The organism is Micromonospora inaquosa (assembly GCF_003857055.1).
GTDB classification, from domain to species: Bacteria; Actinomycetota; Actinomycetes; order Mycobacteriales; family Micromonosporaceae; genus Micromonospora; species Micromonospora inaquosa.
Window position 1 is genome coordinate 1 of record NZ_QGSZ01000396.1, and the last position, 15,504, is coordinate 15,504.

Consider the following 15,504-nt stretch of genomic DNA (forward strand, 5'->3'; position numbering starts at 1 on the left):
GTGGGGTGGGGTGAACGGCACGGGCCGATCCTCGAAGACATCGGAGAATTCGTCGCGGCCGGGGTGGCCGAGCCCATCGTAGGGTGAGCGGCCGATCGGGTGAAGGTCAGCCGGTGACGCGGTGCCCGGCCCGCTGGAGCGCGGCCGTTCCCTCGGTCAGCCGGACGGTCGGCACCAGCAGATAGTCGGTGTCGAACGTGGAGAACGTGACGGCGCTGACTCGGGCCTCGGCGAGTGGGTCGACGAGCGCGGCCAGGCTGCCGGTGCCGGCCAGCGTCACCGGGGCGGTGACCCGTAGGCATCGCCAGGTCGTCTCCACCACTGCCTGCGCCGGTGCCCGGTCGATCGGGCAGATCACGGAGATCCCGTCGGAGGTCCAGCTCACCGTCACCACGTCCGCTCCGCGCAGCCCGGTCGACAGCGCGTACGGCAGGGTGGCGCCGGCGGCCATCCGGCACACAGCGTATTCCCCTGGCAGCAGAGCGATATCGAGCATGAGGGCACCCTACGGCCTTCGGGTGGGCCTGCCCGGGCAACGCCGCATGCGGCGAAGGACACACCGCGTCGCAGGTCAGACCTCGGAGAAGAAGGTGAGTGAGCCGGCGACGGTGCCGTCGGTGAGCACCGGGGTGGAGATCGCGTCGACGGTCGCGTCGGAGCGGTTCGCCGAGGCGGCCTGCACCCGGAGTAGCCCTCGGGCGAGTCTGCCGGAGGAGAGCGCCAGCAGGGGCGGGATCTTGTCGATCTCGGCTTCGGTCAGCTCGCCCCGGTTGGCGGTGAAGTCGAGCAGGCGTAGCCCGCCGTCGAGCAGTGGTCGCCCGATCAGCCCGTCCGGCTCGCCGAGGCAGAGCAACTCGCAGCCGGCCGTGGAGATCGCCATCACCCGGGTGTCGGCGTCGATCAGCAGACACGGCTCATCGGCCCGGGAGACTGTCGACGACCATTGGCCGACGTTGTCGGACTCCGGCTCTGTCGAGGCCCGCGCCGCCGGCACGAACGCCTCCGAGAGCGAAAGTTCGACGTGGGCCACCGCGCCTCCTATGTGCACCGATCGACTGTCCACGCTAGCGGGTCGCCGACGGAATCACCGAGCGCACCGGGTCACCGGGCCGCGCGGCGTTGACCGAGACGACCGGTGACGGCGCGGAGACCGGTGAGGTGAGGGGGACCGGAGCCGCGTGGCGTCGCCGGTGACGTTACCGGCGGTGGGCCGGCTTGTCAGCGGCCGTTCGGCCCTCGTCATACCACCGGTAGTCGGCCGTTGGACGGTACGTGCCGTTCAGCCAGGTGCTGGGGTGCTGTGCGACCCGGGAAAGCTTTTCGGCGGTGGCCGGGCTGATCCGGCTGCCACCGGCCACGAGCAGCCGGTCCAGTTCCCGGTGGGTGGCCATCAGACAGTCCTTCGGAAGGCCGTAGACGCTGATCACGCCGGAGCCGACGAAGGTCAGCACCGGCGTGACCGGAACAGTCAGCCCGACGGCGTCGGAGAGGGCCTTGCTGGCGCGTTTGGCGTCCCGGCGGGACTCCGCCACGTACGGGGGCCGTTTGCCGTTGATCTGCACCACGTCGCCGGCGACGAGCACCCTGGCCCGGCCGTGGTCGGCGATGGTCACGGCGAAGAGGCCGCTCGGCCCGATGGCGAGGAACCCGGCCCGGTCGTCCTGCCCGCGGTCGAGGACGTCTGTCACGTCGGTGCGCGGCCACTCGATCACGTGCCAGGCCGGCCCGAGATGATCGAGTTGGCCCAACGCCCGGGCCCCGGCCGCCTCCAGGCGGCGGGCACCCCGCTCGGCCCGACGGCGACGGGCCCATTCGAGCGGTGTCGGACGGACCGGTTCGAGAACCCCCGGCGACTCGACGCGGGGGTGTGGCACCGCCACGGGCGGCAGTGCCCGAGCGGACGGTACGGCTCGTCGTGCGGGAAAGACAGTCATCGCGACCTCCGGCAAAAGGTCCCTCGAAGTTATGTCCTCACTACCCTACGTTGCTACTACCGGTGTTCGGCAAGCCGGAACGCCGGAATGACTGTGGATGAATGCCATATTCATCCACAGTTCTTTTATCGGATGCCGCTAAACCCTGCCCTACGCTGCGGGAGTGACCCACTACGTCGACAGCGAAGTCGGACGGCTCGGCACCGTACTGCTGCACCGGCCCGGCCCCGAACTGGCCCGGCTCACCCCACGCAACAACGACTCGCTCCTGTTCGACGCGATCCCCTGGGTGGGACGCGCGCAGGAGGAGCACGACGCGTTCGCCGCCGCCCTGCGCGAGCGCGACGTCGAGGTGCTCTACCTGGCCACCCTGCTGGCCGAGACGCTCGCCGTCGCGGAGGCCCGGGCCGAACTCACCGAGGAGGTGCTGCGCTCCCGGCGGCTCGGCGACACCCTGCGCGCCCGCGTCGCCGACCACCTCTCCTACCTGGACCCGGCCGCCCTGGCCGACGTGCTCACCGCCGGGCTGGCCCACGAGGAGTTGCGGATCAGCTCCGAGCGGCCGGGTGGGCTGGTCTACACGCTGATGGACCGGCACGACTTCGTCATCGACCCACTACCCAACCTGCTGTTCACCCGCGACTCGTCGCTCTGGATCGGCGACCGGGTCGGTGTCACCAGCCTGGCCATGCCGGCCCGCCGACGCGAAACCACCCTGACCGACGCCATCTACCGCTACCACCCCCGGTTCGCCGGCACCGAGTTCGTCTACCGACCCAACCTGGAGCACCTGGAGGGCGGCGACGTGCTGCTGCTCGCACCCGGGGTGCTGGCGGTCGGGGTGGGCGAGCGGACGACCCCGGCCGGCGCCGAACGCCTCGGCCGGCAGGTCTTCGCCGCCGGCCTGGCCCACACCATCCTGGTGGTGCCGATCGCCCAGAAGCGCGCCACCATGCACCTGGACACCGTGTGCACGATGGTCGACGTGGATGCCGTCCTGATGTATCCCAACATCGCCAGCACGCTGTCCGCGTACACGGTGATCGCCGGCGGCGACGGCGAGGACCCGCGGGTGGACGGGCCGGCACCGTTCCTGCGGGCCGCCGCCGACGCGATGGACCTCGACCTGCTCCGGGTCATCGACACCGGGCTGGATCCGGTCACCGCCGAACGCGAGCAGTGGGACGACGGCAACAACACCCTCGCGCTGGCACCCCGGCTCTGCGTCGGCTACGAGCGCAACACCGAGACCAACGCCCAACTGGAGCGGGCCGGCATCGAGGTGATTCCGATCGTCGGCTCCGAGTTGGGTTCCGGCCGCGGTGGACCCCGCTGCATGTCCTGCCCGATCACCCGCGAACCGCTACCCGTCCCCGGCCGAGCGGAACAGGCCCGGCTCAGCGCAGGGTGAGCTGGCGGCCCAGCAGCCCCTGCCGGGCCCGACGGTCGGCGGCGTCGAGCGGGTCGGTGACGGTGAGCGCCTCGGCGTACCGCTTGGCGAACTGCGCCACCGGCTCCTCCCACTCGGCCGCCGGAGTCTCCTCCGGCAGGTCCCAGACCGGCACCAGTCGACCGTGCGCGCGGAACATGCCGGCGAACTTGGTCTGCTCGCCGAGCGTCAGCGTGCCGGCCGCGCCCAGGCGGGCCAGCGCGTCGAGCGCGGCGTCCTCGTCGTCCGGCAGTACCCAGCGCACGTGGGCCTTCTCCGGGACCTGGCACCAGTACGCGGCCTTCGCCGCGGTCAGCCGCACCGTCGGGTAGATGGCCGCGTTCGCCCGCTCCAGCGACGCCTGGACGGTCGGATCGTCGGCGGCCCCGGGGTCGAGCCAGAAGTCGAAACCGTCGTGCATGGTGATGTCCAGCGGCCCGTCCACGAGGATGTCCTGCAGACGGGGCCCGGGCCCCGGCAGTGGCGGCACGGCCACCTGGCCACCCGGCTCGGTGCGCAACGCGCTGAGCAACGCGTCGGCCAGATCCCGGGAGACGTCGCCGGACTGCTGGTGGCGCTGGAGACCGATGAGCACGCGGCCGTCCGGCTTGGTGATCGCCGGGGCGGCCATCGGCAGCACCGTGGCGAGCGTCGCCGCCCGGTCACCGAACTCCTCGACCAGGGCGGGCGCCAGCCGCAGCGGGGCGGAGGCGGCGGGCACCAATTCGCGTAGCGCGATCCATTCGCACTCGTCGACCAGCCCGTCGAACGGACGCGGGACGAAGACGTCCCGCACCTTGTCGCGGCGGGGGGTGGTGTCGGCGGCAGTGCGCTGGCTCTTTCGACGCTTACTCACGGCGTCACAGCCTAGAGCCCCGGGCGGCTCGCCGTGGCCGGGACCCGCCCGAGCCGTACTCAGCCCGCCGGCACCAGGCCGGGTCGGGGTGCCGGCACCGGGTCGAACTCCGCCCAGACGCGCTGGCCCATGCCGTCCTGCTCGACGCCCCAGCGGGTGGCCAGACCGGCCACGATGTGCAGCCCGCGCCCGTCCGCCGAGTCCGGACTGGCCGTCCGGAGACGTGGGCCGGTGCTCACGCCGCCGCCGTCGGTGACCCGAAGCTGAATCAGTGCGCCCCCGGCCGAGGGGCGCAGTCGCCAGGCGACCCGGATCACGCCGCCGGGCAGTGGTCTGGCGTGCCGCACCGCGTTGCCCACCAGCTCCGCGAGCACGGCGATCAGGTCCGCGAGGAGCGTCGGGGGTACGGCGTCCGCCAGCTCAGCGGCGAGCCGGTGTCGGGCCAGCCGTGCTCCGCCCGGGTGGTGGGGAACCACCACGCACCAGGCTTGATCTCTCGCTACCGCTGCCGCTGCCACCGTCGCCTCCACGTCGCGCCACCCTCGGTCAACCGCGTGGTAGCCGCACCTCTGCGACCGTACCGCCGCCGGTCCTCGGACGTAGGGATACCCATCCATTCTGTTGTTCAACGATCCGGCGGACGAGATAGAGGCCGAGCCCGGCACCCGGGTAGCCGCGACGGTCGCCGGACTCGCCCTGCCAGAACCGGTCGAACGCCCGTTCCACGTGCTCGGGTCGGATGCCGATGCCCTGGTCGCTGACCCGGAACGCCACCAGCTGGCCGTCGCCCGACGCGGTGATCTCGATGGGCGAGTCCGGTGCCGAGTACTTACCGGCGTTGGTGGTCAACTCGGTCAGCACGGTGGCCAGGCTGGGCCGGTGACCGAGCGCCTTGGGTAGATCGCTGGGGAGGCGGAGCACCAGCCGGCGGCGCAGCTCAGCCGGCAGGTCCACGACGGCGCAGCGCAGCGCCTCGCCGAGGTCGAACGGGGTGGGCGGGTCGTCGCCCGGCCCCACCTCGGCTGCGGAGCTGAGGAGCCGGTCGACCAACCGGGCCAGCTCGTTGGCGCGCTGCCCGATCACCCGGGCCGCCTGTCGGCGGTCGACGTCGGTCAGCGACTCCCAGTGGTCGGTGAGGGTGTCCGCGTACCCCTTGATGACGGTGACCGGGGTGCGCAGCTCGTGGCTGGTCACCGCGACGAACAGCTCCCGGTCGTGGTCGCGGCGTTGCTGGTCGGTGATGTCGCGGAAGGTGACCACCCGCAACGTGCCCGGTCCGGGCAGTTCGCCGGAGGTGATCCGCAGCCAGCGGCCGTCCGGCATCCGGTGGTCCCGAACCTGCCCGGAGGGTGGCAGCGGGAACGGCAACGGGTGGTTCAACGCCTGCTCGACCGTGCGGCCGGTGACCTGGGCGGCGGCCGGGTTCCAGAGCCGGACGTGCCCGTCCCGGTCGACGACGGCCAGCCCGTCGGCGAGGGCCGCCACCACCGGGCCGTCGCCGTGCACCGGCAGGCCACTCTGGTCGCCGTACATGTGCCCGACGCAGGACGCGAGGTAGGCGATCACCCCCTGCTGCTCGGGGCCCGGCTCGTCGTCGCCCGGATAGAGCGCGTGCAGGCTGCCGACGGTGTGACCGCCGATCTCGGCCCGGGAGACCACCATCCGGCGCAGGCCACTGCCGGCCAGTTCGCTGGCCAGCTTGCCGCTGAGGTCACCCACCCGCACCTGGCGCACCCGTGGTCCGGCGAGCAGGCAGACGGTGTCCGGGTCGTCGATTGCCAGTGGTCGGCCGAGGGCCCACTCCGCCGCGCCGGTCGCGGCGATCACCCGACCGCCGGTCGGGCCGAACTCGACGAACGCCATCCCGGTCGCGCCGAGCGCCGGCTGGGCCACCCGGAGCAGTTGGGTGAGGACCGGCAGGCCCGCGTCCCCAGAGTTGATCATCTCGATCACGACGGTGTGGCCGGCGATGAGAGCGGGGAAATCGATACGCTCCGGCATGTGCCGAGTCTGCCCCGCCGACCCGGTTTTGGGCACCCCCGCCCGGCCGATGGGGTCAGCGGTCCAGCCGGGCGAGGGCGTACGCCGGCCGGTCGGTGATGATCCCGTCCACCCCGGCGGCCAACACCAACTCCAGGTCGGTCGGCTCGTTGACCGTCCAGACGTACACCTGGTTGCCGCCCGCGCGCAGCGTGGGCAGCAGCCGCGGGCGGGCCCGGACCAGGTCGATGCCCGGCCCGGCGATCCGGGTGCCGAACGGCAGCCGGCCCAACGGCAGCCAGCGCGGCAACACCTCCAGCAACAGCACGGTGGGCAGCGTCGGGGCCAGCTCGCGCACCCGACGGACCGCCAGCGGGGAGAACGACATGACGGTGACCTGCACCGGGTCGTCCGGCGCCGGATCGGCCAGCCCGTACCGGCGCAGGAGGCTGACCAGCCGCCGTTCCACGTTCGAGCCGTAGCGGGACGGGTGCTTTGTCTCGACCAGCAGTCGGACCGGCCGTCCGGCGGCGAGCACCGCGTCGAGGAGCCGGGCCAGGGTCAGCAACCGGGTGTGTGACTCGTCCGCTGGCAGGTCGCCGTCCGGAGCGCTGCCCGGGTGCCACGAGCCGAAGTCCAGGGCGTCCAGCTCGGCGAGTGTCCGCGCGCTCACCAGGCCGCGACCGTTGCTGGTGCGGTCGAGTCGTCGGTCGTGCACGCAGACCAGGTGCCCGTCCCGGGTCAGCCGGACGTCGCACTCCAGGCCGTCGGCCCCCTCGTCGAGGGCGCGCAGGTATGCGGCGAGGGTGTGCTCGGGTAGGTCGAACGAGGCGCCGCGGTGCGCGAAGACCAGTGGCCCGCCCATTCCGTCGGCCTCAGATGACCTGGCCGGGCTGCCCGTTCGCGTCGACCACCGGTCGGCCGACAGCAGCCCACTGGCGCATCCCGCCGTCGGCGTTGCGCACCTGCTCCCAGCCGTTGTTGATCAGGTAGGCGACGACCTGGGCGGAGCGCCCGCCGGAACGGCAGACGACAGCCACCTCCCGGTCGGTCGGCACCTCGGCCAGTCGGGCCGGCAGCTCCATCATCGGCAGGTGGTGGGCGTTGGGCGCGTGGCCAGCCGCCCACTCGTCGTCCTCCCGCACATCCAGCAGGTAGGTCTCGTCGGCGATCTCGGTCACGGGCACGGTGGGAACCTGGGGTCCGAACACAGGAAGCAACACTAGATCCTCGTGGCCCGGTTCGACACCGACCGGGCCGTCGACACCGTCACAACCGGGTCACCCAGTGGGGGTTGGCCTGCGCCCAGGCCGGCAGCCGGGTGCCGCGGAGCGCCTCGAAGAGCCCGTTGCCCCCGTTGTCCAGCACCACGTACGAGACCTCGTCGATGGTCTGCGGCGAGGAGGGCACCTGGACGCCGCGCATCCCGTCGGGCGGCAGCGCGCGCAGCGCGAGGAGCAGGTCCTCCAGGGGTACGCCGTTGGTGTCGACGGTCAGGGAACTGCCCACCGCCCGGAGCACCTGGTCCAGTTTGACGGGGTTGCTTCGCAGGTCCGCCCTGCCGGCGCTGTCCAGCATCGCCCGGAGTAGCTGCTGCTGGTGGTGCTGCCGGTCGTAGTCACCGCCGGGCAGGTCGTAGCGCTGTCGGACGTAGTCCAACGCCTGCGCCCCGTCCATCTGGTGGCAGCCGGTGGTGAAGACCCGGTTGGTGTGGATCGAGCGGACTTCGGTGTCGACGCACATCTCCACCCCGCCGAGCAGGTCGATGACCTTCCGGAAGCCGGAGAAGTCGATCAGTGCGGCGCCGTCGAACTGGATTCCGGTGAGCCGGTGCAGGGTGGCGGAGAGCAGTTGGGCGCCGGCCTCCCCGCCGCCGCCGTGCTCGTACGCCGCGTTGATCTTGTCTCGTCCACCACCGAAGCCGTTCGCGGGCGGGATGGAGACCAGCAGGTCACGCGGGATGGAGACCAGGTACGCCTCCCGCTGGCCGGCGGGGACGTGCACGATGAGGATGGTGTCGGAGCGTTGGTCCGGGCCGCTGTCGCCGGGGCGTCGGTCGGAGCCGACCAGGAGATAGTTGAGCGGCCCGTCCAGGTCGGTGCGTTCGGTGCGGGCGTCGGCGTCGAGCAGTTGCTCCTTGGTCACCGTGCGGTCGTACCGGTGGCTGAGCGTCTTGAGCCCGGCCACGGCGAGCCCTGCCAGCAGGACGAGGGCCAGGCCGACGCCGAGCAGGATCCGTGACCCACGGGCGCGAGGTGACCGGGCGGACGGGGTCGCTCCGGCCCGGCCCGCTGCGTTCCGTCCCCACCTGGACGTGACCGCCTCCCCGCAGCCGATACGTGAAACCTGCTCACGTCAGGCTACGGGCGGTGACGAGGTCGTCGCTGGCTTTCCGCGACTACCGCCTCACTTGCGGGTGGAGATCACCTCGGGGTGGGTGAAGACGAACTCGGCGAGCTTGTCCTGCTTGACGGCCCGGAACATCGCCATCGTCTCTTCGTTCAAGCCCTCGGTGTTGTTGCCGTTGGCGTTGAAGGTGCCGTTGTTGGTCTTGAGCATGGTCAGCTCGTTGCCGGTGACCCCGCGCATGGTGAAGATGAAGTTCTCGATCTTCACGCCGCCGGTGTCCAGCACGAGCGACCCACCTGCCGCCTTGATCAGCTGATTCATCTTGGTCGGGTTGGTCAACATCCCGCCCTCGGTGGCCTTCTTCGCCATCGCCTTGATCAGCTGCTGCTGGTTGGCCTGCCGGTCGTAGTCGCCGTTCTTGAGGGTCTTGCGCTGGCGGGAGTAGTCGAGCGCGGCCCAACCCTCCATCTGCTGGCAGCCCTTCTTGTGCACCACCGGGGTCCGCGACTTGCCGGTCTTCTTGGCATCCGCGTTCCACATCGGCTTGCCGTCGACGTACGACATGTGCAGCGACTGGACCTCCTGGCTGACGCAGATCCGCACCGTGCCCAGGGTGTCGATGACGTTCTTGAAGCCACCGAAGTTGATGATCGCCGCGCCGTCGAAGCTGATCCCGGTGAGCCGCTTGATCGTCTGGGCCATCAGCTGGGCGCCACCCTCCCAGCCGCCACCGTTGGCGGCACCGGCCTGGAACGCGGCATTGATCTTCCCGGAGCCGCCGCCGTAGCCGCTCTTCTCGAACGCCGGGATCTGCGCCTCGGTGTCCCGGGGGATCGAGATCAGGTACGCCTGGTCGTGCGTGGCCGGGATGTGCAGGATGATGATGCTGTCCGAGCGGACGTCGTCGGCGGCCCAGCGCTCCCGCGCGTCCACACCGAGCAGCAGCATGTCGATCGGGCCGTCCAGGCTCGCACCGCCCTCCGCGTCGGACTTGCCCGCTTCACCCAGCAGGTTGCCCTTCGCGATGCCGCTGGTCGCCTGCCCGATCAGCGCCTTGCTGCCGACGATGGCCACGCCGCTGCTCAGCATCAACACGGCACCGAAGACCACGGTCAGCCTGGCCCAGAGCGGGTCCTTGCGCTTGGTCCGCTTCTTCGACCCACCGCCACCCGAGCGGTCGCCACCGCCATCACCGCCGCTGCCGGGCGGGGGCAGGGTCGGCCCGCCGCCCGCGGGGCGCGTCTGCACGGGTATGGCCGCAGCGACCCGACCGCTGGGGGCGGCGGACCCGGGGGAAGAAGGGCGACGACTGGCCTGAACCGGCATGCGTGCTCCAGCTCGTGATCAGGAGGGGGCGGCACCACTGTACGTACATCAAATCGACTTGGCGAGTTCATCCCGGGTCAATCCGGACGTCGAATTTCGCAGACTCAGACGATCGTCGCTGCTCGATGACCCGAACGGCTGGTGCCCCTCGGGCCGGGCTCAGCCGCCGTCGTTGCTCTTCGGCGGGTTGGCCTTGACCCAGTCGGCCATCCTGTCGGCGGACATGGCCTGGTACATCGCGAGCGCCTTCTCCCGGTCCGACACCACCACCGACTCGCCGTTGATGGTGTCGCTGCCCGAGTTCGGGCTGGTCACAAAGGTGAGGTTCTGGCCGCGCAGGTTACGGAACTGCAGCGCCATGTCTGTAACCGAGAAAGACTGGTCGACGGTTACGGCCGCGGTCACCGACTTGAGAAAATCGTTGAGCTTCTTCGGGTTCGCCAGCGTGCCCGTGCTGGCCGCCTTGTCCATCAGCGCCCGAAGGAACTCCTGCTGGTGCCGCATCCGGGCGAAGTCCCCGTCCGGGAACTGCTTGCGCTGCCGGATCCAGTCCAGTGCCTCCGCGCCGTCCATGTGGTTGGTGCCCTTGGTGAACGTCCGGTACGGCTTGTGGATCGAGGTGATAGTGCGTTCCACCTTCAGGTCCACCCCGCCGAGGGCGTCGGTGACCTCCTTGAAACCGCCGAAGTCGATCGCCATCACGTGGTCGATCCGAACGTCGGTGAAGCACTCCACGGTGCGTACCGCCAGCGGCAGCCCACCGAACGCGAACGCTGCGTTGATCTTCGCGCGCGAACCGGAGCCGCAGTCCGCGCCGGCGCTCTCCGGGATCGGCACGTACAGGTCCCGGGGGATGGAGACCAGGTAGGCCTCCTGGTGGTCGGCCGGGATGTGCATGACGATGATCGTGTCGGCGCGCCACTGGCTCTTGGTGTCGACCGGTGCGTCCGGGTCCCGCGAGTCGCTGCCGACCAGCAGGATGTTCAGCGCACCATCGACGGTCTTGGCGGGCCGACCACCGGTGATCTCCGAGAACGGGTCGGTGCGGGCCAGATCACTGTTGAGGTTCCGGGCGTACAACCAGGCGCCGACGCTGCCGAGCAGCGCCAGCACCAGCACCGCGGCCCCGGCCACCAGGGCGATCCGCCCCCAGCGCGGTCGTGGGCCGCGCCGCCCCGGCCCACCGGCGCCACCCGGGCCGCCGGGCCCCGTGGGCCCCGCCGGACCGCCGGGCTGCGACTGCTCCTCGTCGTACGACGGGTAGAAGCGCCCCTCGCTCGGACGAGCACGCCCGGAGGCGCTCCGGTCGGGGCCGGGCACCGACGCGCGCCCGGCGCTGCGGTGCAGGTACGGATGCGGGACGCCGGCTGACGAGGTCGCGGACATGTAACTCAGGGTACGTAGCCAGAGCCACTGCCGCCTTCAGGCGACACTCAGCGGCGGGTGGTACCCGAAGATCCCGTCACCCCAGCCGGGTGCGGAAGTACTCGATCGTGCGTCGCAGACCATCTTCGGGCGCGACCGACGGCTCGTATCCGAGCAGTTCACGCGCGAGCGTCAGATCCGGCCGGCGCATCTCCGGGTCATCCGAGCCGCGGGTGACATAGGTCACCTTCGAGGTGCTGTCGGAGAGCGACACGATCAACTCGGCGAGTTGTCGCATGCTCAGCTCGTGCTCGGTGCCGCAGTTGACCGGGCCCGTCTCGGTCGAGTCGAGCAGCAGCAGGATGCCGCGCACCAGGTCTTCGACGAAGCAGATGGACCGGGTCTGGTTGCCAGTGCCGTGCACGGTGATCGGCTCGCCGCGCAACGCCTGGGAGATGAAGGTGGGGATGGCGCGGCCGTCGTCCGGGCGCATCCGCGGACCGTACGTGTTGAAGATCCGGACGATGGCCGCGTCGAGCCCGCGGTAGCGGTGGTACGCCATCGTCGCTGCCTCGGAGAAGCGCTTGGCCTCGTCGTAGACGCTGCGGACACCGATCGGGTTGACGTTGCCCCAGTAGGTCTCCCGCTGCGGGTGCTCCTTCGGGTCCCCGTACGCCTCGGAGGTGGAGGCCATCAGGAACCGGGCGCCGTCGGCGACCGCGCGCTCCAGCAGGTGCAGGGTGCCGACCGAGCCGACCCGGAGGATCTCCACCGGCAGTTGGGCGAAGTCGGTGGGGCTGGCCGGAGAGGCCATGTGCAGGATCGCGTCGAACCGCTCGGCCATCGCCGGGTGGTGGGTCGGCAGGCCGTCGGAGATGTCCGCTTCGACGAGGGTGAAGGTCGGCCGATCCAGCAGGTGGGCGACGTTCTCCTTGGAGCCGGTCACGAAGTTGTCCAGCGCGACCACCGTGCAACCTCGGGCGATCAGGGCGTCTACCAGGTGCGACGGGACGAAGCCCGCTCCGCCGGTGACGAGGACGCGGTGACCGGAACCAAAGCGCTCAGCAACCTTCATACCGCTCAGCCTACCGACCGCCGAAACGGCGTAGGGGGTCCCCTGTTGACGTCGTGCGTCAGCAGGGGACCCCTTGACGGGCACCGTGGTCAGTGGGCGCCAGAGCCGGTGAGGGCGCGCACCTCCAGCTCCGCGTACTTGTCCTCGTCGTGCTCCTTGGAGATGACGGTGCCGATCCACCCGCAGAGGAAACCGAACGGGATGGAGAGGATGCCCGGGTTGGACAGCGGGAACCACTGCCAGTCGTGGTTCGGGAACATCGACGTCGCCGCACCCGAGACCACCGGCGAGAAGAACACCAGCAGTACGGCGGAGAGCAACCCGCCGTAGATCGCCCACACCGCGCCGGACGTGTTGAACCGCCGCCAGAAGAGGCTGTAGAGGATCGCCGGCAGGTTGCCCGAGGCGGCGACCGCGAAGGCCAGCGCCACCAGGAACGCCACGTTGAGGTTCTGTGCGTAGATCGACAACGCGATCGACACCGCGCCGATCACCAGGGCGGAGATCCGGGCGACCCGCACCTCCTGTCGCTCCGACGCCTCGCCCCTCTTCAGCACGTTCGCGTAGAAGTCGTGCGCCAGGCTGGACGACGAGGCCAACGTCAATCCGGCGACCACCGCGAGGATGGTGGCGAAGGCGACCGCCGCGATGATCGCCAGCAGGGCTGCCCCACCCAGGTCGCCGCCGAAGAAGTCGATGCCGAGCGCCTCGGCCAGCTGCGGTGCGGCGGTGTTGCCGGCCTTGTCCTGCGCCGTGATCGCCTGGCTGCCGACCAACGCTGCCGCGCCGAAGCCGAGGGCGAGGGTGAGCAGGTAGAAGGTGCCGATGATGCCGATCGCCCAGAGCACGCTCTTGCGGGCCGCCCTCGCGGTCGGCACCGTGTAGAAGCGGATCAGGATGTGCGGCAGACCGGCGGTGCCGAGCACCAGGGCGATGCCGAGGGACAGCAGATCAACCTTGTTGTAGAAGGTCTGCGTCGAGTTGCCGGCGACCTCGACGCCGTACCGCAACCCGGGTTCGAGGAACGCGCTGCCCTTGCCGGATGCCTCGGCCGCCTGGCCCAGCAGCGCCGACAGGTTGAAGTTGAACTTCGCCAGCACCAGGATGGTCATCAACAGCGCACCGCTCATGAGCAGGAACGCCTTGACGATCTGCACGTAGGTGGTGCCCTTCATGCCGCCCACGGTGACGTAGATGATCATCAGCGCGCCGACCATGATGATGGTGGCGATCTTCGCGGTGTCCGCGTCCATGCCGAGGAAGGTCGTGCCGGGCCGGATGCCGAGCAGCAACGCGACCAGCGCGCCGGCGCCCACCATCTGGGCCAGCAGGTAGAAGATCGACACCGTGATGGTGGAGACCGCCGCCGCCGTACGCACCGGACGCTGACGCATCCGGAAGGCCAGCACGTCCGCCATCGTGTACCGGCCCGAGTTCCGGAGCAGTTCCGCGACCAGCAGCAGGGCCACCAACCAGGCGACCAGGAAGCCGATCGAGTAGAGGAAGCCGTCGTAGCCGTACAGCGCGATGATGCCGGCGATGCCGAGGAACGAGGCGGCCGACATGTAGTCGCCGCCGATCGCCATGCCGTTCTGGAAGCCGGAGAAGGACCGGCCGCCCGCGTAGAAGTCGGTAGCCGTCTTGGTCTGCCGGCTGGCCCAGATGGTGATGGCCAGGGTCACCGCCACGAAGACCAGGAAGAGCGTGATGGTCAGGTTGCGGGCGGTGTGGTTGCCCGCCTCAGCCGCGAGGAACGTCTCAACCGCGTGGACCTTGCTCATGGGTCACCTCCCCGATCTCGGCGCGGATCCGGTCCGCGATGGGGTCGATCTTCCGGTCCGCGTACCGGGAGTAGAGCCAGGCGATCAGGAACGTGGAGACGAACTGGAGCAGGCCGAAGACCAGCGCGACGTTGATGTTGCTGCCGAACAGCTTCGTGCCCATGAAGTCCCGGGCGTACGCGGAGAGAATGACGTAGAGCGCATACCACAGGAAGAAAGCAACGGTCATCGGGAAGACGAAGCCGCGCAGCGCACGCCGCAGCCCGGCGAACTCGTCCGACCGTTGTACGGCCAGATACTTGTCCGACTCGGAAGCGGCCGGAGTGGGTGTGTCCGTGGACATCTGTGGATCACCACCTTCACAGGCGTCAGAGGAGTTTCGCGCACCGTAAAGAGCGCACTCCCCGGCAGGGAAGGCTGAGATCGATGCCGGTCGGCGAGTGCGCCGAGCGGTTGGCTGGCTGCGCCAAGTGACTCAGGTCACTGCGATGATCGGTCGGACCCGCATGAGGCTGCCGTTCAGGCTGGCAGTTCGTGATAGCGACCGCGGTAGTGCAGCAGCGGAGCGGACTCCTCGGCCAGGTCGACCGCCTCGATCGTGGCCTCGACCAGCAGGCCCCAGCCGTACTCCCGGGCGGTGTCCAGCCGGCACCCGGCCCAGCCGGCGGCGTCCGCCGGGACCGGCCCGTACGGCGTCTCGACCCATCCGCCGGTGGCGAAGAGCCCGCCGGGGGCGGGAAAGAGGCCGGCGAAGCGGTCGGCGAGTTGCCGGTGTGGCGGGCCGAGCGGCGTGACCGCGAACCGCCCCGATTCCTCGACGGCCGCCCAGAGGTCGGACTCGGCGTCGATCAGCCCGAGCAACCGGTCCGGCTCGCCCTCGGCGACCAGGGTGGACGAAACGGTCAGCCCGGCCGGACCGGGCGCCGTCCAGAGGGTCACCGGTGCGGCTAGTCGCCCCCGCAGTCGGCGTACCGGCGACCGTTGCCCGGCCGGCACCGCGAACGGATCGGTGTGGTGGATCTCGGCACCTGGCTCATGATTCACGTGAAACATTGTGCCGCCCCGGCCCCGCGCCCAACCCAGGAAGCGCTCGTGCAGGTCGGCGGGTCGCCCGTTGAGCCGAGTGAGCTGAGCGCCGGCCTCCGCCATCAGGGCACCCAGGTAGACCAGCAGGCCCACGCGGTCGTGCCGGTACTCGGCGAGCAGCGCCAGCCGCGCCGACTGGCACGGCCAGGGCGCCCCGCAGCCGCGACACCGCCAGAGCGGCCGCATCGGCAGGTGCGGCCGGCTCACCCCGGCTCTCCGGCTGGCCGGTGCGGTGAAGTCGACCGGTTGTGGCGCGGTCCGCTCGCTCGAGGGCGATGCCCGAATGACCGTGATGCCCCTGGGTCATCTTGATGTCTGAGGGG

16 protein-coding genes are annotated in these 15,504 nt (G+C 70.5%); 1 reads left to right on the forward strand and 15 read right to left on the reverse strand.

The window, feature by feature from the left end; translation table 11 throughout:
- Positions 1–106 precede the first annotated feature (106 nt).
- From DLJ59_RS35455 to DLJ59_RS35465, 3 genes are all read right to left on the reverse strand, one after another.
- Entirely contained in the window at positions 107–496 is a 390-nt protein-coding gene (locus DLJ59_RS35455) for an ACT domain-containing protein (protein ID WP_124778472.1), read from the reverse strand.
- A 75-nt stretch (positions 497–571) separates the two neighbouring features.
- Positions 572–1,030, reverse strand: coding sequence for a hypothetical protein (locus tag DLJ59_RS35460; protein ID WP_124778473.1), 459 nt, complete (start codon positions 1,028–1,030; stop codon positions 572–574).
- Positions 1,031–1,196: 166 nt separating this feature from the next.
- On the reverse strand, positions 1,197–1,934 hold the full coding sequence (locus DLJ59_RS35465) for a hypothetical protein (RefSeq protein WP_124778474.1): 738 nt from the start codon (positions 1,932–1,934) through the stop codon (positions 1,197–1,199).
- 163 nt (positions 1,935–2,097) lie between these two features.
- On the opposite strand from DLJ59_RS35465, the gene DLJ59_RS35470 reads away from it, so the two are divergent.
- Positions 2,098–3,345, forward strand: coding sequence for an arginine deiminase (locus DLJ59_RS35470; RefSeq protein ID WP_124778475.1), 1,248 nt, complete (start codon positions 2,098–2,100; stop codon positions 3,343–3,345).
- On the opposite strand, the gene DLJ59_RS35475 is transcribed toward DLJ59_RS35470, so the two are convergent.
- The 12 genes from DLJ59_RS35475 to DLJ59_RS35530 form a co-directional block, all read right to left on the reverse strand.
- A complete protein-coding gene (locus DLJ59_RS35475) occupies positions 3,332–4,219 on the reverse strand; it encodes a DUF5926 family protein (protein WP_124778476.1) in 888 nt (295 codons plus the stop codon). The two genes, DLJ59_RS35470 and DLJ59_RS35475, sit on opposite strands and share 14 nt — an antisense overlap.
- Positions 4,220–4,278: 59 nt before the next feature.
- Positions 4,279–4,698: an ATP-binding protein gene (locus DLJ59_RS35480; protein WP_244236401.1), complete on the reverse strand. Its 420-nt coding sequence runs from the start codon at positions 4,696–4,698 to the stop codon at positions 4,279–4,281.
- A gap of 67 nt (positions 4,699–4,765) precedes the next feature.
- Entirely contained in the window at positions 4,766–6,220 is a 1,455-nt protein-coding gene (locus DLJ59_RS35485; RefSeq protein ID WP_124778478.1) for a sensor histidine kinase, read from the reverse strand.
- A 55-nt stretch (positions 6,221–6,275) separates the two neighbouring features.
- Positions 6,276–7,064 carry a glycerophosphodiester phosphodiesterase gene (locus DLJ59_RS35490; RefSeq protein ID WP_124778479.1) on the reverse strand — a complete coding sequence of 263 codons (789 nt, stop codon included), beginning with the start codon at positions 7,062–7,064 and terminating at the stop codon, positions 6,276–6,278.
- A gap of 10 nt (positions 7,065–7,074) precedes the next feature.
- A complete protein-coding gene (locus DLJ59_RS35495) occupies positions 7,075–7,410 on the reverse strand; it encodes a rhodanese-like domain-containing protein (RefSeq protein ID WP_124778480.1) in 336 nt (111 codons plus the stop codon).
- A gap of 58 nt (positions 7,411–7,468) precedes the next feature.
- Positions 7,469–8,344: an LCP family protein gene (locus tag DLJ59_RS35500; RefSeq protein ID WP_124778481.1), complete on the reverse strand. Its 876-nt coding sequence runs from the start codon at positions 8,342–8,344 to the stop codon at positions 7,469–7,471.
- Positions 8,345–8,605: 261 nt separating this feature from the next.
- Complete coding sequence (locus DLJ59_RS35505) at positions 8,606–9,874, reverse strand: LCP family protein (RefSeq protein WP_124778482.1); 1,269 nt, start codon at positions 9,872–9,874, stop codon at positions 8,606–8,608.
- A gap of 159 nt (positions 9,875–10,033) precedes the next feature.
- Positions 10,034–11,260, reverse strand: coding sequence for an LCP family protein (locus tag DLJ59_RS35510; protein WP_124778483.1), 1,227 nt, complete (start codon positions 11,258–11,260; stop codon positions 10,034–10,036).
- A 76-nt stretch (positions 11,261–11,336) separates the two neighbouring features.
- On the reverse strand, positions 11,337–12,314 hold the full coding sequence (locus tag DLJ59_RS35515; protein ID WP_124778484.1) for an NAD-dependent epimerase/dehydratase family protein: 978 nt from the start codon (positions 12,312–12,314) through the stop codon (positions 11,337–11,339).
- A gap of 89 nt (positions 12,315–12,403) precedes the next feature.
- Positions 12,404–14,095: a solute symporter family protein gene (locus tag DLJ59_RS35520; protein WP_124778485.1), complete on the reverse strand. Its 1,692-nt coding sequence runs from the start codon at positions 14,093–14,095 to the stop codon at positions 12,404–12,406.
- Positions 14,073–14,438, reverse strand: coding sequence for a DUF485 domain-containing protein (locus DLJ59_RS35525; RefSeq protein ID WP_124778486.1), 366 nt, complete (start codon positions 14,436–14,438; stop codon positions 14,073–14,075). Before DLJ59_RS35525 ends, DLJ59_RS35520 begins: the two co-directional genes overlap by 23 nt.
- 176 nt (positions 14,439–14,614) lie before the next feature.
- Complete coding sequence (locus tag DLJ59_RS35530; RefSeq protein WP_124778499.1) at positions 14,615–15,367, reverse strand: flavin reductase family protein; 753 nt, start codon at positions 15,365–15,367, stop codon at positions 14,615–14,617.
- Positions 15,368–15,504: the final 137 nt, after the last annotated feature.